Annotated in this window: 10 protein-coding genes and 3 pseudogenes; 4 read left to right on the top strand and 9 right to left on the bottom strand. The window is 33.5% G+C overall.

Translation table 11 applies throughout. The features are described from left to right. Positions 1 to 26: 26 nt before the first annotated feature. The 3 genes and pseudogenes from HGO49_RS06990 to wmk all read right to left on the bottom strand — a co-directional run. Positions 27 to 776, bottom strand: a pseudogene (locus tag HGO49_RS06990) (hypothetical protein); the annotation flags it as partial. Positions 777 to 946: 170 nt separating this feature from the next. Then, positions 947 to 1,612 carry a JAB domain-containing protein gene (locus tag HGO49_RS06995; protein WP_172758508.1) on the bottom strand — a complete coding sequence of 222 codons (666 nt, stop codon included), beginning with the start codon at positions 1,610 to 1,612 and terminating at the stop codon, positions 947 to 949. Between the two features lie 171 nt (positions 1,613 to 1,783). Beyond that, positions 1,784 to 2,713 carry a WO male-killing family protein Wmk gene (wmk, locus tag HGO49_RS07000; RefSeq protein WP_172758507.1) on the bottom strand — a complete coding sequence of 310 codons (930 nt, stop codon included), beginning with the start codon at positions 2,711 to 2,713 and terminating at the stop codon, positions 1,784 to 1,786. A 370-nt stretch (positions 2,714 to 3,083) separates the two neighbouring features. Between wmk and HGO49_RS07005 the strand changes: the two genes are divergently transcribed. Beyond that, entirely contained in the window at positions 3,084 to 4,013 is a 930-nt protein-coding gene (locus HGO49_RS07005; RefSeq protein ID WP_172758506.1) for an Rpn family recombination-promoting nuclease/putative transposase, read from the top strand. A 173-nt stretch (positions 4,014 to 4,186) separates the two neighbouring features. Here the strand turns inward: HGO49_RS07005 and HGO49_RS07010 are convergent, their stop codons facing one another. Genes HGO49_RS07010 through HGO49_RS07020 form a run of 3 tightly spaced genes read right to left on the bottom strand, consistent with a single transcriptional unit; the run spans position 4,187 to position 13,991 of the window. Then, complete coding sequence (locus HGO49_RS07010) at positions 4,187 to 4,330, bottom strand: hypothetical protein (protein WP_017531684.1); 144 nt, start codon at positions 4,328 to 4,330, stop codon at positions 4,187 to 4,189. A 20-nt stretch (positions 4,331 to 4,350) separates the two neighbouring features. Next, positions 4,351 to 12,684, bottom strand: coding sequence for an ankyrin repeat domain-containing protein (locus HGO49_RS07015; RefSeq protein ID WP_172758505.1), 8,334 nt, complete (start codon positions 12,682 to 12,684; stop codon positions 4,351 to 4,353). A 32-nt stretch (positions 12,685 to 12,716) separates the two neighbouring features. Beyond that, positions 12,717 to 13,991: a hypothetical protein gene (locus tag HGO49_RS07020; RefSeq protein ID WP_172758504.1), complete on the bottom strand. Its 1,275-nt coding sequence runs from the start codon at positions 13,989 to 13,991 to the stop codon at positions 12,717 to 12,719. 956 nt (positions 13,992 to 14,947) lie between these two features. Here HGO49_RS07020 and HGO49_RS07025 point away from each other — a divergent pair. Further along, positions 14,948 to 16,273 carry a hypothetical protein gene (locus tag HGO49_RS07025; protein WP_017532019.1) on the top strand — a complete coding sequence of 442 codons (1,326 nt, stop codon included), beginning with the start codon at positions 14,948 to 14,950 and terminating at the stop codon, positions 16,271 to 16,273. Between the two features lie 188 nt (positions 16,274 to 16,461). On the opposite strand, the gene HGO49_RS07030 is transcribed toward HGO49_RS07025, so the two are convergent. Beyond that, complete coding sequence (locus HGO49_RS07030) at positions 16,462 to 17,118, bottom strand: exopolysaccharide biosynthesis protein (protein WP_172758465.1); 657 nt, start codon at positions 17,116 to 17,118, stop codon at positions 16,462 to 16,464. A gap of 322 nt (positions 17,119 to 17,440) precedes the next feature. Here HGO49_RS07030 and HGO49_RS07035 point away from each other — a divergent pair, with 322 nt between their 5' ends. After that, the gene (locus HGO49_RS07035; protein WP_172758464.1) at positions 17,441 to 18,604 is read left to right on the top strand and encodes an actin-bundling T4SS effector WalE1 family protein; all 1,164 of its coding nucleotides are present in this window, start codon (positions 17,441 to 17,443) and stop codon (positions 18,602 to 18,604) included. 123 nt (positions 18,605 to 18,727) lie between these two features. On the opposite strand, the pseudogene HGO49_RS07040 reads toward HGO49_RS07035, so the two are convergent. After that, positions 18,728 to 18,994: pseudogene (locus HGO49_RS07040) on the bottom strand (transposase); the annotation flags it as partial. A 68-nt stretch (positions 18,995 to 19,062) separates the two neighbouring features. Here HGO49_RS07040 and HGO49_RS07045 point away from each other — a divergent pair. After that, on the top strand, positions 19,063 to 20,301 hold the full coding sequence (locus tag HGO49_RS07045; RefSeq protein WP_172758362.1) for an IS256 family transposase: 1,239 nt from the start codon (positions 19,063 to 19,065) through the stop codon (positions 20,299 to 20,301). An 18-nt stretch (positions 20,302 to 20,319) separates the two neighbouring features. Here HGO49_RS07045 and HGO49_RS07050 read toward each other — a convergent pair. Then, positions 20,320 to 21,315 (bottom strand): annotated as a pseudogene (locus HGO49_RS07050) (IS256 family transposase); the annotation flags it as partial. Between the last annotated feature and the right edge of the window lie 36 nt (positions 21,316 to 21,351).

The raw sequence follows: 21,351 nt of genomic DNA on the forward strand, positions 1-21,351 counted from the left end.
TCAGCTAGGAAGTTTCTTTTTGGTTTGACAGGTTTTATCTGTCCGGCGCTGTCCTCAGAAAATTCTATATATAATGTTGCATTGTCTATCTCGATATCTATTAATTCTCCTTCTTGAAGAGCACTTTCGCCAGCTTTCTCTAGTTCTTCTAGTCTCTCATCTATCTGTGGCTGAACTTCTGGCTGTAGCTCATTATAGATTTCACCTATCAATTTATTCTCCAATAAAGTATCATGAAACTCTGCACCGTTTAGCATTAGTTTACGTATTAGCTTTTTACGATCAGCCTTATCAAATTTATGAAAATGTGTACCCAATATTACATACTCAGCAAAGCTCCACTCCCCATCATTACATGCATTTAGCCTTCCTCCAGATGCTAATACTTGGTCTATGGCTTTATGCAATTCATTTACGCTTTTTGCCTCTACTACAGAACTCTTAAACCAGCTTAACTTTTCACTTTCGCTTGCACTTGGCTTTATTTTTTTCAAAGCTGAAGTAAATGGATTTAAATATTCTGCTTGATCGTTTAAAGGTTTTGTACCATATATATAATCAAGCCCTTTTCCATAGTTGATTTGAACGTCTCTATTAGAGGAGGGCACTTCTCCAGGTTTTTTAGCCTTATTAATTTTGCCTACAAAGGTGTTAGTACGACCAATTCCTATAATCGCATTTGATATTTCACCCTTTGATAATCTATCAAGATCAACATTTAATTCGTAAACACCTCCTTCTTGATCATCAAAAGGTACAATTATTTTATTAACCATATTAGCCTCCGCTATTAAATATACTTTACTAAGTCTACAACCGACTTTATTACTTTATTATTAATTCAATATATACTTTTTCATTAATTATAAACAAGAATTAATGTGCTTGCAAATACTTTCTTCATTCAACTAGTTAAATAACTCATGAAAATCTTCAAACATCTGCTTTATAACAGTCCTTGCTCTTTAAAGCTAAAATACCCAACACTCGTGATGATAATGTGATCCATTAACCTAATCCCTATAGTCTGACAAGCTTTAGCCAAGTCTTTAGTTACAGCTTCATCCTCATCAGATGGCTTTAACCTTCCTTCTGGGTGGTTATGCGATATTATTATTGACGTCGCTTTTCTTATTAATGCCTTTCTTGTTACTTCTCTTATGTAAAAAGGTACCTTATCCACTGTACCAGTGAACACTTCTTCCCCCTTTAAACGGCACTTTTGATCAAAATATATTATTTTCATCTTTTCCTCCTCTGAATAGCCAATACTCACCCTTAAATATTTTACTATGGTTTCCAAGTTATCCATTACAGGTCCTTTCTTTAACTCTTCTCTTGGTACTCTCTTTGCAGCTTCCTTTAGGCACAAAATTACTGCTACTGTAGAGTCAGTTATCCCTTCTATAGTTTTCAAGTCATCTATTTCCTGACCTAAAATTCCTCCTATTCCAAAATTATCCATTAGCTTTCTAGCAATAACTCGAGCTTCTTCCCTGTCATGCACTGCACTTAGAAACGTTTCTATTACTTCACGATCAAGTAAAGCTTTACCGTTGCTTTCTAATGCTCTGAATTCTATTTCTTCTCTACGATCTTTCTTATTGTTCATAAAAATTACCCTTCACTAATAACAAAATGTTTTTATATATTTACTACTGTTTTTTTGTCAGCATTGGCATAAGGCCATAGCTTTTGAGTGAAGTCAAATCAATTTTTCAATCTTTTTTACTTATTTTTTCATCAAAAAGTAAAGATGTTAATAGATACTGATTTTTTTATTTTAAATTTGTTGAATTTCGTCTAAAGAGATGCCTACTGTTTTTAAAATAATATTGATAGAAATTCCTTCCTTAACTAAATTCTTTGCAATTTTCATCTTTTCTACTTTCTTCACTTTCTCTTTACAAATTTGTATGCTTTCAAACAGAGATTTTATTAGTACATTACGTAGTTCTTGGCTTTTAATCTTTTTATATTCTTCTATTAACCTTGATAGTTCCACTTCACTATTTTCATTTTCTGCTGTTTCTGGAAGCAGATCCGTAATATTAATTAATAGTACCTTTGCTATTTCATCTAACATTTCAAGTGAAACACCAGCTCGTCCTTGTTCATATTCATATATTCTTTGATTTATTATGCCCACTTTACTTGCTAAATCTTCTTGTGTGTATCCTCTTCTCAACCTCCATTCTTTTATTCTTCGACCTACTTTATACGGAATAGAAATTTTTTTTTCATCATTATCATATTCACCAATAGATAAATTAGTTGTTCGAGAGATAACATGAGTAGAAACTCCTTCCTTAACTAAACCCTTTGCTACTTCTATTTTTACCGCCTTTCCACTTTCTTCCTCACTAATACGGATGAATTTAGTTAATAAATAAAACGTTTCGCGTAATTCTTGATCCTTAATCTCTCTATGTCTTCTTACTAGATTTAATACCTCTTCTCCCTCGTACTTTTCCTCATTTGATACTTCTTGTCCGCAAGTTAGATCTCTAGCAGTTGTTGATAATGCTTCTGCTAATTCATATAACTTCTTAATTGAAATTCTGCGTGTTCCTTTTTCATATTGCAGTATTACCTGATATGTTGTACCGATTTTTTTTGCTAATTCTTTTTGAGTATATCCCTTTGCTAACCTAAAACTTCTTACCTTCTCTCCTACTTTGTGATCTAAAGGATTAGTATAGCTAACGGTCATTCTTTTTCATAACTTACCATTTTAAAAGTTTTAGATAGAAATTTTGCTAGCATATGTTACCTTTGTTGAAAACTAGTATATTAAATGCCTATGCTATGACAAGCTAAGAAGTTCACACTTTAAATAGGTATCTTTGAGGCTGCTAAATCATAAATCCATTTGTTAGCATTTTAATATACCTTATAGAAGAGTTGATAAAAAGATCTACAAAAGGGCGTCTAAGGTGCATAGTAGCATTCTAAGGTTATCTATGAAAGTAATTTTTCCCAACTCTTGAAATTTTGCTAACTTTAATAGACTTTAGCACAAAAACGTTGAATATTTCTTCAGAATTGTGTATAATTATTAATGCTTTCTAGGTTAATTTATCATGGCTTTTTCTAAATTTCTTGATGCACGCAATGATTATGCCTTCAAAAGAATATTTGGCACCGAGAAGAATAAAGATATCCTCATTCATTTCTTGAACGATATTTTAGGCTTTACTGGCTTAGCTGCTATTCACGATGTTGAATTCTTAGCTACCATTTTAGACCCTGAAATTGCCGCTAAAAAGCAAAGTATTGTCGATGTTCTTTGTAAAGACTCTCAAGGTTCAAGATATATTATAGAAATGCAATTCACTAAGACCAAGGGCTTCGAAAAGCGTGCTCAATACTATGCTGCTAAAGCCTACTCAAGTCAAGCAGATCAAGGTGATAATTATCATAATCTCAAGGAAATTATCTTTATTGCTGTTGCTGATTGTATTATTTTTCCAGATAAGGCTGAGTACAAATCTAATCATGTCATTTTAGATCAAAATAGCTTTGAACATGACTTAAAGGATTTTTACTTCGTATTCATAGAACTACCAAAATTTACAAAGACAAAAGAAGACCAACTAGAAAATATAGTAGAAAAATGGTGTTACTTTTTTCGCTATGCAGCAGAAACAAACGAAGAGGACCTAGATAAAATAGTTGGTAGTGACGTAATAATAAAACGAGCTTATGAAGAGATGAATAAGTTTAATTGGTCAGAAGAAGAGTTACTAGCATATGAACAAATGAAAAAACGCATAATGGATGAGATTGCTGCTTTTGCTCAAAAATTTGATGAGGGTCTTAAAGTAGGTCAAGAAAAAGGTAGACAAGAAGGCATCCAAATCGGCCATCAAAAAGGTAGGGAAGAGGGAGAAAAAAAGACTAAAATAGCTGTGGCCAAAAACTCACTCAAGGCCGGTGTATCTATAGATGTTATCGCTCAAATTACCGGTCTCTCTCATTCTGAAATTTTACAACTCAGGGAAAAAACATAATATTCCTACTCATTCACTTCAATATTTATGAAAACCTTTCCTAAGTTAGACATACCACTTAATTAAGAGTCTAATGAACTGTCTAAAATGGCTATAAAGATTGCACAAAGAATTATATAAATTACTATCATAACGTTATCCAAACTTCTATATCAAAGCTACATACTGTAAGTTCAATATGGAAAACACATTGACCACTTAGCATTATTACCTGTAACGTCTACTTCATCCATTTTATTATTAAGACCATCAAACTTGCTACTGGTTTCCCTAATTATTTTGGCTACCTTTACTTTAAATTTTCCACTGCTTGGCATATTACCTCTTATATTATAACCTACCTATTGAGATTACCTCCAAGCTTGGTTACTCCTATCTCAGAAAGACAAGTTGATACTTTATCCTTTGGTAGAACATTTGTACAAAAGCACTTCTTGCACTTTTCTAAAACATTATCTAACCCAACATTACCACTAAATTCAACTCCTCTTTCAAGACTTGCTGTTATTTCTGGATATGCACCTTTAAGTTCAACACATATTCTAGCTTGTTCTTTTGAATCTAGGTTTCTTATTTTATCTTCTACAAATGAATTAAAGTTTTCAAGAGCAAATTCAACTGCAACTCTTCTACTTGGCACAACTTCTACTCCCTTACTCATTAAACCTTGATAGCGCCTACTTGGAGTATTATCTAATGCATCGGCAACACAACTCGCAAGAGCAATATTTTCATTATTTAGGAATTTATTCCAACCAACAGATGATGTACTTTGTGGTATGTTTTTATTATCACTTTTTACATTATTCTTGTCTGCAATGTCGTATTGAGAGGGTAATGCAGGAATTATAGAAAAAGTGCTGGCTGCTAATTTTTTCGCCCAAGAAATACAATTATTTATCCATGAAGATTGTCTTGTACCACTACTTGCTACTATTTCAGGTTGATTACTTGAATCTATAGCAAGAGGCTTTCTTGACATATGATGACGAGCATGATCTCCATGGTGATGACGGCGTTTACGTTGTCTTACGCTATCATCAACTAGAATAACTTGAGGAATCGACATTAAAGATGAAACCGCGGACTTGCTCCTTAAATATTCCTTAATTTCTGTATCATTCTGATTGATAGCCAAATCATAGGGTGTTCTACTGTCAGCAGTTAAGGCATTAACATCAGCAACCCTTTCAACAAGACGCTCAACGACGTCTAATGAACCCGATTGCACAGCCCAATGAAGAGGTGTCCAACCTTCATTATCTTTGACCTTAATATCAGCACTGTTATCTAAAAGAAGTTCAACTATATTAAAATTATTCTTTTGAATGGCCAAAAATAAAGGAGTCCAACCCTGCCTATCTTGAACATTAACATTAGCACCTCGTTTGATACTTTCTCTCACTTTTTCAAGATCTCCTTTTTCTGTAGAAATTAATAATTCTTTATCTAGATTCAATTGTTTTTGTGTCAAAACTTCTACTATATCTTCGTAACCCTTTTGAATAGCTAGGTCTAAAGATGTCTTGCCGTACATGTCTGTAGCCTTTAAATTAGCACCCCTGTCAAGAAGTAGATTTACTACATTCAACCTGTTTGCGTCAACAGCAATATGCAAAGGTTTCCTATTGTATGCATCTTGAGCCTCAATATTAGCACCTTTATCAAGAAGAAATTGAACCATATTTGAATTACCTTCTTGAGCCGCAAAGTGCAAGGGTGTTCCTTGATATGTGATCTCATTATTAAACTTGGCACCCTGAGCTATAAGGAACTTGACCACATCCCATTTACTTCCCTGAGCGGCATAGATTATAGGTGTCCAACCATTATTACTATCTTGAGTATCTAAGCTAGCGCCTCGAACTACAAAATCCTTAACTTCATTAAGATTACCACCTTGTACTGCAGTTAACAACTGCCTATCTAGACCTAATTGTGTTTGTTGTAAGTATTCTACAACATTATTATATCCTTTATCTCTAGCAAGATCTAGCGGTGTTTTACCATTCCTATCTTTAGCATTGACATTGGCTCCCTTACCTACGAGGTATTCTATTATACTAAGATGGCCATTCCAAGAAGCCCAGTGCAGAGACATCCAGCCGTCTTTGTCAACCTCATTAACACTTACTCCTTTATTAAGAAGAAGTTCTATAATATTTTTATTATCGTGCTCAGCAGCAATGTGTATAGGCTCTCTGCCATAAACGTTTTGAGCATTAATACTAGCCCCTTTGTCAATGAGAAACTTTGCAACTTCTAAACAGCCTTTCGACGCTGTATAATGTAGCGGTGTCCAACCATAGTTACTGGTATCATCAACGCTTATCCCCTTACCGAGAAGGAACTCTATAATATCTTTGTAATTTTTTTCAGCAGCAATGTGTATAGGTTTCCTACCAAAAATGCCCACATCTATAGCATTAACATTAGCACCCTGACCAACAAATTTTTTGACTTCAGAGAGATCTCCATTTTCTGTAGCAGTCAATAATTTTTTGTCTAATTCTGTTTGTTTTAAAAATCCTACTATATCTGTATAATTCCCTTGAATAGCCAAGTCTAAAGGTGTTTTTCCATCGCTAGTTTTAGCTTCAATATTAGCCCCTCGACTTGAAAGTACTCTAACTATATCAAGCCTGTCTTTGAAAATTGCATGATGTAAAGGTGTCCAGTCATTTTTCGTTTTAGCTTCAATATTAACACCTTTATTAAGAAGAAACTCAATTATTTTAGGTGTAGTATTATTATGCTGAATAGCCACATGCAAAGGCGTTAAACCATCATTAGTTTTAGCTTCAAGGCTAGCCCCTTTATCTACAAGAAGCTCAATTATTTTCAATTGACCATAAGCATTTGCTATATGTAAAGGTGTTTCCCCAATGTTAGTTCTAGCCTCAATATTAGCATTTCGATTTAAAATTGCCCTAGATATATCAAGCTTATTATCATTGTCAGCAGCACAGTGCAAAGGCGCCCAACTACGTTTATCTCTAATATTAACATCTGCACCCATACTGAGAAGATTCTCAACTTCACTAAGATTATTTCGTCTCACAGCATCAAACAGTTGCTCTGTCGATAGAATTGCTTTTTCCTTATTAAATTCCACTATAACATCTTCTGAGTTACAAATAGAAGCTATACACTTTGAGTTAGAAACTATTGCATCATTAAAAGCAAGCATCATTTCTCTTGCTGGTTGGTAAGTATTCCAATTTTCTATTTTTACAAGAGTGTTATTTTTATGTGATAGCAATAAGGTATCATTCATAACTTTCATATCGAAATCTAATATAGACTTACCTTTCAAATCAACCAAACCAATATCATTCTTATTAATAGGCTGATTATGATAAATCTCTAACCCTTGCTCATCTGGTTGGTAATACCTGAAAGAACTAAATTCATCAGCTCTTTCTCCAAATTCTTCTGGTTCCATAATTTTGTCGCTCAACTCTATGGATAAATCCCAGTTTTTATGAACAGAAGAATAGTAATCCGATATTGATAATGCTCCTCTATCTGATAACAATAGCAAATCATTATTTAGCTTCAAAAAAAGTACTTTGTCTGAGTCAAATGTGAAACAATTATGATGATTTAAAAGATCAGTACCATTAACACTAAATCTTCCATCTATTCTCAAACTATGAGAGCAATAATCTCGCTCTAATTCTCCATTCTGAAGTTTGTAATATTCTTCCCCATCAAATGTAACTGTGACATCTTTATAATCTGGTAGCAAGGTTACATTTAGGCCATTTTTATTAATCTTTATTTCCCCTTTATCGTTTTCTATAAATGGCATATCATTTAATGTACTATTTAATTGGCTAAAATCTAATATACCATTTGCTTGAGCAATCGTAATATTAGCGTTTCTGTTATCGAAAAGATAAAGATGACTTGTATTACTTGGAGCTTCCCAGTAAAAATTATGATGTTCTTTATCAGGATAAAAAATATGATTACTGGAACTACCTATAGTACTATGATAATTAGCACTTGATAATTGCTTTGTAATATTAAAGTTTGAATTTTCTATTTTTCTTAAATTATCTAATTCATCATCTAACACAATATCACCTCTCAAGCTTTTTGTCACATGCAAGTTTGTTACTATGCTAGTCTTATCATCTATTTTCGTTGGTGTTACAAATAAACCATCTGCTGTTTTTACCGATGTTTGTTTATCTACACTTATAAAAGCTCCACTTTTGTTATAGATGGTTGTTATGTTATTAACGTGGGTTATGTTATCCATATCATTAAAATTTATCGGTAATAATACTAAACCTTCTCCATGAATGGAATCACCAAAATAACCCTTTATTGTAGTAAAGTTTTTTGCTGTTATTACATCATTTCCACCTTTACCATCTACATAATCTACATTGAAGAACTCTAGGTAATTAGTTCTATTACTGCCAATAATAGAATGTATGTTTATTGAATCTGTAGTAAGATTACCTTGTGTTATGACTATGTTCTTTTGTCCATCTGCTCCTAAATCACAAGAGAACTTTCCTGCTATGTGAAAGAAATTTTTACCTGGACTATATACCTTACAACTATCTAATGACTTTTCAAAATAGTACCTATTTTCTATATTATCTCTTCTATCCCGATCACCATTTAAAATATCCTTTTCTTGAAAAACAATATTAACATTAGCATTTTGAGCCGGTATGTAATATATGCTTCCATACCCACGGGAATTCTTATTTCTGTATATAACTGCATTATAACAGTCGCCAGAATGTTCTTGCAAGGACCACTTTTCTAATACTCTATTTAATATCCTACCCCTATGTGGTGATGAATCTCCACATGAAGCTTGACTTGGCAACGTATACAGAATTTCCCTATTTTTTTCATGTATTGTAATATCATCACCACGTGGTCCACAAGTGACACTATAATTTTCAATAGTACTCGGAACAATTCTAGAATAGTAATTCATATCATCAGCATAAAGAAAGTGCGTAATATTCGTACCTAAGTCAAAACCAAGCCTATTACTAATCACCCTAGTTTGGGTACTACACTTAAATCCGCCTAAAAGTTCTACAATTCCTTTACCAACATCCGATGGCATCATATGCCCCTGTCTTTTATCTCGAAAGTGTTTACTAGTAGCATATTCTTCTTTTGTAACCAGTATAGAAGGCAGTGAAATAGCTATTGTATCGTAGTTACTCTTAAATTGATTTAAGATCTTTGATATATACTGTTTATATATCTCTTCTGCTTGCAGATCATTTCCTATATAATCTGGTACTTTTTTACCAAGAAAGAAATCCCAATACAAGTCATGTTTCTCTTGATCTGTAAGTTTTATATGTTCTCCTAATTTTTCTACTTCAAGTCCCGCTTCTACAAATTGTGCTATAATGATTACAACAACTGAAATAGCAGCACCAACCGGACCTGCAAATTCTCCTATTATTCCTGCTTCCATACCTATAGCTGACATTGTTTCCGTAACAACCGCAGGGACATCTGCAGCTATAAAGATAGAATTAGTTGCTATGTTTAGATCGGCAATCTTTATGTCTGCAGGATCTGTTGCATTTTGTCTTGCTTTAATCGATTCTGCTAGCCCTAAAAATGCCGCAAAATTACCTATAGCACGTCCCATAACTGGAGCAAACCCCTTCAAGATCTGAGAATCAAGCTTTGTTCCTAACTCTAACATTTTTTCAGAGATTTTTTCACCAATCTTTGGCATTACCCAGAGATTTAATGCATCGTAGCCTAACCCCTCTATGTCTCCATTTGCTATATGTTTACCAACTAAGAATACTGTAAAGGCAAGACCTGCACCTTCTGCTACTTTTCCTATTTTTTCTGATACTCCGGATCTTCTCAGAATATTTTTCACTTCTTCTTTGTTCTCTATATTATCCTTCATTTCTTTCACAATATCCCTAATCTCTGGGTCTATTGAATCCAGATCTATGTCTTTAATCTTTGCTACAAATGCTTCTTCAACATTTTTGTCTATAATTTCACCTTTAGATATCTTCTGAGAAACCTTGAAAAGCTGATCATAAAACTCAATATTCTTTACTTTTTCCACCACCTTGTCAGTACTGAACAACTCTTTGATACGCTGTTCTTTTTCCTCCTTTGTAATCTTTTCTTCATCAAAGGAATCTATGCAGGCCATACCTGTACTGCGCTGTTTCCTTCCTTTAGAACATTGCTGCTGACTAAAACTGAAGATAGAGCTATGAACCACTTTAACAGAAGCAAATTCATCTTTACTTACTAAAATAAGAGAATTTGCATTACTCGCCCCTTTGTCAAAAATAACACCCATAAAAGCAACTTTGTTGCCATCTGTGAGCGTTTTATAAGTAACACCTTTTGTATACTCTTTAGTTATTTGATCATTTGCTTCTGTTATTAATGCATCAGCTGTCTTACCTTCCCTTGGTCCTTTAACCTCCAATCCTACCGGATCATACTCTTTAGCACTGCTGGCTTGGTTTGCAAACTTAACACCATGAACTAGCATATCAATGCGTTTTCCCCTACCTGTTTGAAACTCTGTTAATATTAACGCTCTATCTTCTTGTTGTGGTTCTCCTAGCTTGATATCACTATAATGGTCAAATGCTCCATGCAATACTGCCTGAGTATGTGCTTCTTTTTCTATTAAACCTTTAAAAGGTAATATTGCCTCGCCTACTTTGCCAAATAACTTCTTGTACTTACCTATTGATGAAGATTGATCTTGTAAAGAAGCAAGCTGAGATACTAGTACTTCATCAAATGTTTTCTTAAAATCCTTAGGGTAAGGAACATTCTTAAAATCACCTTTAAACTTATCAGATTTTTTACCATTATACTCTCCTAGAGAAATAGGCTCATTAACTTCAACACTAAAATATTTTTTAAAATCTGATTTTTGTTCTTTTATATTAAAATTAAGATTTAATTCTACTATCTTTCTATTTCCTATCTTTTGTTCAAGTTTATTAAGAGGAATGCCTTTTTTTAATATTTCAGCTTTTCCATCTGATTCAACAATATTCATTACATAAGCTGATTTTTTATCACTTTCTGGAACAAATACCATTGTTACAACTGCATGACTTTCATCAAGCCTAGATGACTCAGCTAACTTTTCATCTGCCTTCTTGGCTGCTTGGCGTTGAGGAATACCTCTACCTTTACTTTCTAAACGAACTTCAGTAGGTACGTTTTCTTCATAAACAAAAATATGTTTTTCAAAACTCGTCTTTAAATCCTTAACTTCATTTAACAATAGTGATTGTCCTAACAAAAATCTACTAAAATAATGATTATCTCCCTTCTCTCCCGTGCCAGGAAATGTATGATATACACGTTCTATATTATTTTGAATTTGCTTTTTTAACTCTCCTTCATCAATTTTACCACTGTTTCGTTCATCAATAGATCCCAATATATCATTAAAAAGAGGGGTGATTTCTTGATCACGTGATTTAGTAGCGATATCTGAAATAGGAGATGGATGATCAAGGTTTACACCAACGCATAGCATGTCATTTGCAGTAGTTAAAACTCTCATTACATTTGGTTGAAAACCTTTTGTGTAATCCTCAGCTTGCTTTAAAGCAGCAGCTGGTGTAGTTCCACTCTTTTCCCCTATTTTACCTTCTTTTAGCTCTGCTTTAGTAGCAGCTTTCAATTCTATAACAATAGGAATAGAATTCAATGATCTATCCTTACCACGAGGCACTAGAACAATATCAGCGTAACCTCTTCCTGCAAATTGCTCCAGGTAAACTCTAAGATTATGTCTATAGCGAAAATTTACTAAAGCTCCTGCTAAAAACCCATGATGTGCTGCTTCTCTTGCTTGATTAGCGTAAACAAGTGCTGGATTAGCGTAAACATTTGAATGCTCATATCCAGAGTGAATTTTACTCACTTTATCAAGAACTCTTTCAGTAAATTCTTTTACTATTTTTACTTCAGAATTAGTTAACTCTGTTATATCACTTTCTGGCTTACTCCATAACCCTCTTTTTACCTCATGAAAACTTTTGCTAACAGCAGAATTAAGTACTCTCGTATCTATTACTTCAACATTAATACCCTCTTTGTTAATATTATTTCTGGAAATCTGTATTAACCTAAAGTCCATTTCTAATACAGAATCTACCGGACCTTTAGATGCATCTTTTATACCTTGAGCTTCAGCTTGTATAGTTTTGCCTTGATGTGGAGTAAGACACTTCTGCAATATCTCTCCCAGATCACCTGAAGTAAACTTACAGTTTTTATCATCAGAGTTATGCTCTGAAATAGAAATTAATTTTACATGCTTCTTAACGTCTTCATAAGATTGTATTTTATCATTACTAATAACAGCTACTTTTAATGTACCTGGAGTATCAAATCTAAAATATATTTTTTCAATCTTCAGCTTTGTCGCAATTTTGCTGTCTATCAAAGTAGAAAAACTTCCTAAAAAGAAATGAGGAAAAAATCCTTCTTTACCTACTGAATGTAAATATGATGGAATCTGATCAATATATGACTGAAATCTTGCTCTAAAAGATTCAAAATCAGTTCCTTGTTGAGTTGAAGTACTTGCTACATTTGAACCTGCTTCTCGAATTAATAGTTCTATTAACTCAAAATCTTGTGGTCTTTCTACATTCGGCATAAAACTCCCTGTTAATATATAACTTTTTTTATTTACTTAGACTGGCTATGTGTTTTTCTAACTTCCACTTCAGTTAGATCACCACTTGGGCCAGGTATATTTTTTGGATTAAGTTCTTCATTAGCAGACTTACCATATGCCAAAAACCTATTTAATGAGTTACTATCTTCCTTCCCTAATAATATAGAACGTATATGATCTTTTTTAGAATCCATGAACTCTTTGATTTGCCTAGAATTAGCCTTATCTAACATTGCCCACACTGGCTTTATAAAACCTTTTTCAACCAAATACACCGAAAATCTTCCTTGAAAAGAAGAATCTTTCATCAATTCCTCGTCCAATGTGAAAGTACGATGATTATCAAATCCCTCTTTTTTCCACATATGCATAAAAACTTCCACACCAGCACCTAAATAATGCTCTGGACATTCCTTTGTCATATGCTTTAGCCAGATATAGTAATTATTTTCCCGAACATCACTTGGTTCTAAACAATCAAATAATTCTTGAAATTTACCAAAGTTGAGTATATCAATCATAATGTTTAAAGAACCATAATAACCATTTTTCTCCAAATCTCTTTTCAAAAGCTCTGGATATCTATCAGGATTTATCTGATTAAGGAAGAACTCGAATATATCAGGGTAAACGCGAAAATTAGGTCCTGCCGAATACACTGCATTTTTCATGAAGATCTCATCCTTTTTCTGTGCACTCATTTCATTCTCAGGTAATGATTTTATCTTACTCCAAAAGAACTCAACTGCTTGAACTTGTCTGCAATCTATAGCACAGTCAAGCCCATACTCATATATATGACGACCTTTCAAGTTCAGTTTAGAAGCATAGCCACCAACAAAATGTGACCAAAACCTCCCTAAAGCACCTTCTCCGAAACACCCAATTAAATGCTCATACTCTAACAAGCTACTTTTACCTTGAGCTAATAATTCTTCCTTTCTTTCCTCAAATAAAGCTCTCACATCCTCTTCTAAGCAACACTCACATGCAATTTTATACCTTTTCGCATCAGTAAACGGGTTATCTGAGTCTGGTGGCAAGATAAGTTTCTTACCTACCATTTGTCTATTGAGCTTCACCCTATGTAAATTATTAACTTTCTCCCAACATTCTTCATCAGACAATACTTGTGCAATAAAATTATGTCGTTTTTTGCCACCTCTTTGATGCAAATGCCAGTTTACATAGCACCAACGTTCAATTTGAAGAAGCTTAGATGCTCTATAAGGATCATCTTCTCTAATACAAGAAAATAAAACCTCTGGAATATCTCCACGGTCCATAATTACCCCTCTTTGCAAATGAATGAAAAAATATTTTGATTCTTAACCCTCTCACGTACCACAATGAACTAGCCTCTATTGTACTCTAGGCATATTACTCCATCTTTAAAACTTGTCAATCACTATTTTAGAAAAATTTTCTAACCCAAAGTAATTTTCGATAAAAGCCTCTTAATAAGCTCAATATATGACCTTTTATTTATTTTAAATTTTGTTTTTGTCATACGCTTGTTAATTCTTTTACAAGTAAATCAATATTAATTTAGTAAAATATATTATTAATATCTCAAGTAAAACAGCCATTTCCAACGCTCAAAACTACCGTACGTGAGAACAAGTTTTCTTGGGATGGGATGGTCTACCATGTGATCTGTACGAACTTTTTAATATAGTGATTTCATTATACGCTAAAACTAGCCACATTAGACCATTTCATCAATATCCACATACGAACTGTTTTGCCTAAGCTTATTGAAATAATTTAAATCTTCTATTTTTATAACCTTATTTTTACGCGGCTTGTTCTCACAAATATACGACCTTTTTTGCAATCTTAGGAAGAGTCAATAATTCAATTCTTTAGCTAGCATGGTATCTTCACTAAAATATTTTTTGAAAAAGTTAGTTGACTTATAAATAACTCTCTACTAATACTAGCATGTGTTTGTTTATTCTGCTGAACATGCAAATTTAATGTGCAAACTTCAGCAGCCTCCTTAAAGTATATTCTATCTTCCTTCATATTCTTATGGTCGTGATATTAAACATCATTAGTATTTCTCAATTTTGTTAAATAGAGTAAAGTTAGCCTGCATTTATAAGGAATTTTCAACCATCTCCATACATTAGACCATAAAAACTGAACAAAAATATGAATAGTAAAAAGATTATGGTTATTGACTTAATGTTATATATCGCATACAATATGCCATATATCTTAGTTTAGAGGGACAAGTATGGCGTTAGAACATATTTTAGATAATAAGCAAGTTTGTACAAAAAAGCCATTTGGTGGGTCAGATACTGAGGAACAGCATACGCAACATTTTGGCCGGTACACTCTTGAAAGCAGCGCATCATCGTTAAGTCAAGAACAAACTGATGACTGGAATGAGTCCATTATTGAAGATAAAAATACCGTTTTTGAAAGTTCTTTTATTCCAGAAAACTCACTTTTTATGAATTTATCAAATCTGTTAACTGAAAACGAAAAAGTTTCGATTAATGAATTTCATGAAAAGATGGAAAACATAATGAAAGAGTTTCATGAAAATAGATACGAAAGTTCTGCAAAGGTTACTCTAGAACAGATGGAACGTTTAATAGATGAATATTTGAAAAGGAAAATAAAGCTAAATTTACGCTGTGATCACTATGAATGCACTGTATCGAATTTTGTATTCAAAAAAATAATTGATATTGCTAATGCTAGTAGTGTTATGCGTATAACGCCTACTACTAGATCACGTTATAAAGACAATGGGGAAGAAGCAATGGATGAGTGGGAAGAAGGTTTAGAACCTTTATTTAACATTGTCAATAAACTATTATCATCAGGTGCAAAAATAGAGTCTGATTTTTACAATAATAGTATGATAAGTGAAGTTATGTGGGGAAATGATGAGCCTATTTTTACAGAACGTAAAAAAATCAAAGAGGAACTGAAAAGTATAGCATATGAAGGTTTAGTAAACAAGAATGAACAAGTTCAAGGTGATGATCTGACAGGAGAAGTAGATAACAATCTTGTTCTTTTTAGGTGGCCAAAAAACAGTATCGTTGAAGTTGCAAAGGTTATGAATAGTAAGGTGAATGAAAATTTCAGTATAGAAAGTAGCATCTTACAGATCGGGAAAAGTATAATAAGAGTTGAAAGCATAGGAAGAAAAAGAAATTATACAGATGTCTTGGGAGGTGGAATTGAAATGTCCTTTACCACTGAAGTAGGCAAGATTAGTATTCATCTATGTCCTAGTGATGAAGGTAATAATATAATAGAAGTAAATCTTGATGGAGAGAGCCAAGAGAAGTTTGACAAATTAAAAGATCAATCAATTCTAGGGGAAAGCTGCCTTTTAGGAGGAAAAAGTGTTCTACAAGCTATAAAAGATAAAGGTTTTGAAAGAAATGGTGGAATATTTATAGAGCTAGCTGAAACTATCAAACAATCAGATTTTGTAGTGAAAGAATCAGGTGTTCCGTCTACTCTTATGAGATCGGTTGATAGTTTAGACCAGTTGCAAAAGATGAAAGCTTCGAAAGAAATACTAGTGTGTTCATAAAGTCAACTAAAATTATAAAACAAAAGAAAGGTCTTGGAGGGGTAAAGAGATTGATCTTTCTCAGCCGACTTATCTCTCCCTATGTAACACTTGTCTCTCATTCTTTGTCACTTATATTGCTTGTTACCCTCCTATTTTTTGCTTACCTCATCTTATTCCCTTTCAAAATAGGTTCTCACAGTTAAAAATTAACCATATACACAACTTTTGAGAAAAGAAAACGCACTAATTATAAGCTGTGGTCCTTTAACCATTACAATAAGAGCAAATAATATTCCACATAAAGATACCAACACTCCAAGTATCGAGACAAGCCCATCCTTACTCATAATACCAAGTGAAATAAGGGTTGTACCGATTGCTGGAATAAAGTGAGTTAACGGAAACGGATTTGCTATCATCAACGCACAAATTAACATTATAAATGCCAAAATCTTTTCACCTGGCCCTCGGAAGATAAAGGACATTCTTGGTTTCATGAACTTTTCTATTTTTTTTAATGCAGGTAAAGTTTTTTTGACCACAAGGGTTAGTGTTGAACGTTTAAAGGATTTTCTTTCTAACCAAATTGGCATCCAGGGAGAATGAAACCCAAGCAGAAGCTGCAGTGAAAATAAGATTAACGGTATGGAAAGTATAGTTGTATAGCCAGGTGGAACTGGTATAGGTACAGATAGTGGCAAGGAGAAAATAATTATTAAAATACCAAAACCACGTTCTTGTAGAGATGTTTTAATTTCAAACAACGTCACTTTGTCACTATTAGTATTACCAGCATCTGCAACCTTTTGTAGAATATCAGATGCTAATTTTTTATCTTCAGTCAAATTCTCACTTTTTTGCACAATTACTTTTTAACAAAATCATTCCTAATAAATAGCATAATTACTCGTATATTCCAATCTTGATTTAACACTATTATCAGGATAATCCTCTGATATTCTATATACAGCCTTATCAGTTTGAATCTAATTATTTTGGCTGAACAAAGTCTCTTGAGTCATTTATAATTACTATACTCTAGGCTCTAATCGTAAATTTGAGTCTCTATAAAATCATGTCCAGCTAAATTATTCTAAGCTATACCAATATTAGTAATCAAGTTAACACTAATTTAATGATGACATATATAAAATATAATATATTGAATTAATAGTGAGGTTAAAAATGTTACCTAATGAAACAAATTCATATTCTCTTGTAACTCAACAAGAAAATGATCTTGATTTTAAGAAATTTACTGAAGATCTATCGAATATGAAGAGTGTTAATAATCACAAAAAGCTAAAGGAAAGAATCACTGACCTGTTAAAAGGAGATACAGAATTCTCTCGCATGAAACAAGGAGAGCAGGCTCTTGTAGTAGGTACAGCAAGTGGGTTATTTACAGCATTATTACCACTTTTAGCAGTTGGTGTAACACTTGCTATACCAGGTGCTATAGTTGGTCTTACTTTATATTTCGCTGTAAAAGTAGCTGTAAAATCAGTTCAATCTGGATATAAAGGACTCAAATGGTCAGCTGAAAAAACTGTTGAAGGAGCACAATATACTGCAGGCACAATAAAAAAAGGCTTTATAAATGCTAGAGATTCATTAAAAGAAGCTGGAAGTTCTGTAGCACAGAAAACAAGAGAAGGCACCAGTGATACACTTAAAAAAGTAGGAAGTAAATTGGGTAATTTGGGTTCAAGTATATCTAATTTGGATAGCATTCCATATTCAATAGACTTACAGAGTCAAACTGTTGTTTTAAAAACAGAAGAAAAAACGAAAAATTTCAACAGTGTGAAGGAGATGCTTGTTAGTGAAATTTTGCAAGACAAGACTGTAAATAAGTCTGCTTTAATTAAGGAAATATTCTCTGGATTAAACAGAAAAATATCAGAAAAAGCTGGTTCTATTGATGGTCCACAAGGTTTCAAAAAGGATCAGTTAATCAATCAATTGAAACAACAAGCAGATTTTGTCAAAAAATTGGATGATAAGAAGTTGCAAAATTTATTGGCTCAAGATGATAACAATCTCTATGAAATTTTCTCTGAACATCATGATGAAATTAAGAGGATTATTAGAGAATGTACAATAGAGCATAAACTTTCTAATTCTATAGAGAAGCTTAATAAGATAGCAAGCAAGTGTGGTGAAAGCAAAAAAGTAAGTAATGTGAAGTATCAAGTTTTAGCTGCAACACCAACTGCAACAATAGGAAGTAGACCAGGAGTAACGCGACGTAATAGCACTGGTAACCTTACTAAGGTATTAACTCCAAAAGTACCAAATATAAGTGCTTCACTGACTAATTTGAATGAGGTTATAAATTCATTTTGAGGATGTTCAAAAAAGTGTGTCAAACCGAATTTTTAATTCAACTCAATCTTTAATCTACTAGGGAAAAAAATATCGAGTTGAGATATAGAGAGGATGTTCAAAAAAGTGTGTCAAACCGAATTTTTAATTCAACTCAATCTTTAATCTACTAGGGAAAAAAATATCGAGTTGAGATATAGATAATGCCCAATCATGTACAGGCATCGTCCATTTCTCTTCCACCTTTCTTATAGCACAATATACCAGCTTGTACAAGGCATTTATGCTGGTGAATGCGCCTTTGGTCTTGGTAAATTTCCTAATTTGCCTGTGTAGCCCCTCGATGAGATTAGTGGTATAAATTAGCCTTCTAACAGGACCTGAATACTTGAAGTAACCAGATAAACTTTCGGGGATGTTCAAAAAAGTGTGTCAAACCGAGAAGTAAAATATAATTGAGATAAAAATGGAGGTTTGACATGAGTCAAAGAATAGCAGATAGAACTACTGGTTTGGTAGATTATAAAGAATTAGAAACAAATATCTTGTCGTCTATACGAGAAGGTAGACCATTAATGGGAAAAGATGGTGCATTAACGCCATTTGTAAAAAGGCTACTTGAAGCAAGCTTGGAGGGTGAAATAGAACATCATTTATCTACTGAAAGCGAAGAAAACAATCGTAGAAACGGAAGGAATGGAAAAACTTTGAAAACAAGTGCAGGTTCATTTGAACTATTGACACCAAGAGACAGAGAGGGAAGTTTTGAACCACAGATAGTGAAAAAAAGGCAAACAAGCCTACATCCAGAACTTGAAACAAAGGTCTTGAACATGTTTGCAAGTGGTGTGGGATACAGAGATATAGCATCATATGTGGAAGAAATTTATGACCATAAAATATCTGCAGCAGAGATATCTGGAATTACAGATAAATTACTACCTATAATCAATGAATGGCGTAGCCGTCCACTGCAATCAGTGTATCCAATAGTATTTATGGATGGGATGTTTTTTAAGGTAAAAGAAGACGGTCGCTGTGTAAGTAAGTGCATGTATAACATATTAGGAATAGACCAAAATGGCAGAAAAGAAGTACTGGGTTTTTACTTAGCAGAAAGCGAGGGAGCTAGCTTCTGGTTAGGCGTATTAAATGACTTGAAAGAGAGAGGAATAGAAGACATTTTGATAGCTTGTGTCGATGGCCTAAAAAGCTTTCCTGCAGCTATAAATAGCGTATTTCCTAATGTGGAAGTACAGCTATGTGTAGTGCATCAAATACGGAACTCTCTGAAATACGTATCAAGCAAAGATGTAAAAGTTTTCATGAATGATTTAAAAAAAATATACCGCGCTACAAGTAAAGAAATTGCAGAAAATTATTTGCTTGAGCTGGAGGAAAAATGGGGCGAAAAGTATCCATTAGTTGTAAAATCTTGGCAGAACAATTGGGAAAGTTTATCTGGTTACTTCAAGTATTCAGGTCCTGTTAGAAGGCTAATTTATACCACTAATCTCATCGAGGGGCTACACAGGCAAATTAGGAAATTTACCAAGACCAAAGGCGCATTCACCAGCATAAATGCCTTGTACAAGCTGGTATATTGTGCTATAAGAAAGGTGGAAGAGAAATGGACGATGCCTGTACATGATTGGGCATTATCTATATCTCAACTCGATATTTTTTTCCCTAGTAGATTAAAGATTGAGTTGAATTAAAAATTCGGTTTGACACACTTTTTTGAACATCCTCAAACTTTCCCAATTGTTCTGCCAAGATTTTACAACTAATGGATACTTTTCGCCCCATTTTTCCTCCAGCTCAAGCAAATAATTTTCTGCAATTTCTTTACTTGTAGCGCGGTATATTTTTTTTAAATCATTCATGAAAACTTTTACATCTTTGCTTGATACGTATTTCAGAGAGTTCCGTATTTGATGCACTACACATAGCTGTACTTCCACATTAGGAAATACGCTATTTATAGCTGCAGGAAAGCTTTTTAGGCCATCGACACAAGCTATCAAAATGTCTTCTATTCCTCTCTCTTTCAAGTCATTTAATACGCCTAACCAGAAGCTAGCTCCCTCGCTTTCTGCTAAGTAAAAACCCAGTACTTCTTTTCTGCCATTTTGGTCTATTCCTAATATGTTATACATGCACTTACTTACACAGCGACCGTCTTCTTTTACCTTAAAAAACATCCCATCCATAAATACTATTGGATACACTGATTGCAGTGGACGGCTACGCCATTCATTGATTATAGGTAGTAATTTATCTGTAATTCCAGATATCTCTGCTGCAGATATTTTATGGTCATAAATTTCTTCCACATATGATGCTATATCTCTGTATCCCACACCACTTGCAAACATGTTCAAGACCTTTGTTTCAAGTTCTGGATGTAGGCTTGTTTGCCTTTTTTTCACTATCTGTGGTTCAAAACTTCCCTCTCTGTCTCTTGGTGTCAATAGTTCAAATGAACCTGCACTTGTTTTCAAAGTTTTTCCATTCCTTCCGTTTCTACGATTGTTTTCTTCGCTTTCAGTAGATAAATGATGTTCTATTTCACCCTCCAAGCTTGCTTCAAGTAGCCTTTTTACAAATGGCGTTAATGCACCATCTTTTCCCATTAATGGTCTACCTTCTCGTATAGACGACAAGATATTTGTTTCTAATTCTTTATAATCTACCAAACCAGTAGTTCTATCTGCTATTCTTTGACTCATGTCAAACCTCCATTTTTATCTCAATTATATTTTACT

Source organism: Wolbachia endosymbiont of Diaphorina citri, assembly GCF_013096535.2.
Lineage (GTDB): Bacteria > Pseudomonadota > Alphaproteobacteria > Rickettsiales > Anaplasmataceae > Wolbachia.

Coding starts and splice junctions, on each gene's coding strand:
- HGO49_RS07015 (WP_172758505.1), bottom strand. CDS start 12,684: ATGCCGAATGTAGAAAGACCACAAGATTTTGAGTTAATAGAACTATTA.
- HGO49_RS07010 (WP_017531684.1), bottom strand. CDS start 4,330: ATGCCAAGCAGTGGAAAATTTAAAGTAAAGGTAGCCAAAATAATTAGG.
- wmk (WP_172758507.1), bottom strand. CDS start 2,713: ATGACCGTTAGCTATACTAATCCTTTAGATCACAAAGTAGGAGAGAAG.
- HGO49_RS07035 (WP_172758464.1), top strand. CDS start 17,441: ATGTTACCTAATGAAACAAATTCATATTCTCTTGTAACTCAACAAGAA.
- HGO49_RS07020 (WP_172758504.1), bottom strand. CDS start 13,991: ATGGACCGTGGAGATATTCCAGAGGTTTTATTTTCTTGTATTAGAGAA.
- HGO49_RS07025 (WP_017532019.1), top strand. CDS start 14,948: ATGGCGTTAGAACATATTTTAGATAATAAGCAAGTTTGTACAAAAAAG.
- HGO49_RS07005 (WP_172758506.1), top strand. CDS start 3,084: ATGGCTTTTTCTAAATTTCTTGATGCACGCAATGATTATGCCTTCAAA.
- HGO49_RS07045 (WP_172758362.1), top strand. CDS start 19,063: ATGAGTCAAAGAATAGCAGATAGAACTACTGGTTTGGTAGATTATAAA.
- HGO49_RS06995 (WP_172758508.1), bottom strand. CDS start 1,612: ATGAACAATAAGAAAGATCGTAGAGAAGAAATAGAATTCAGAGCATTA.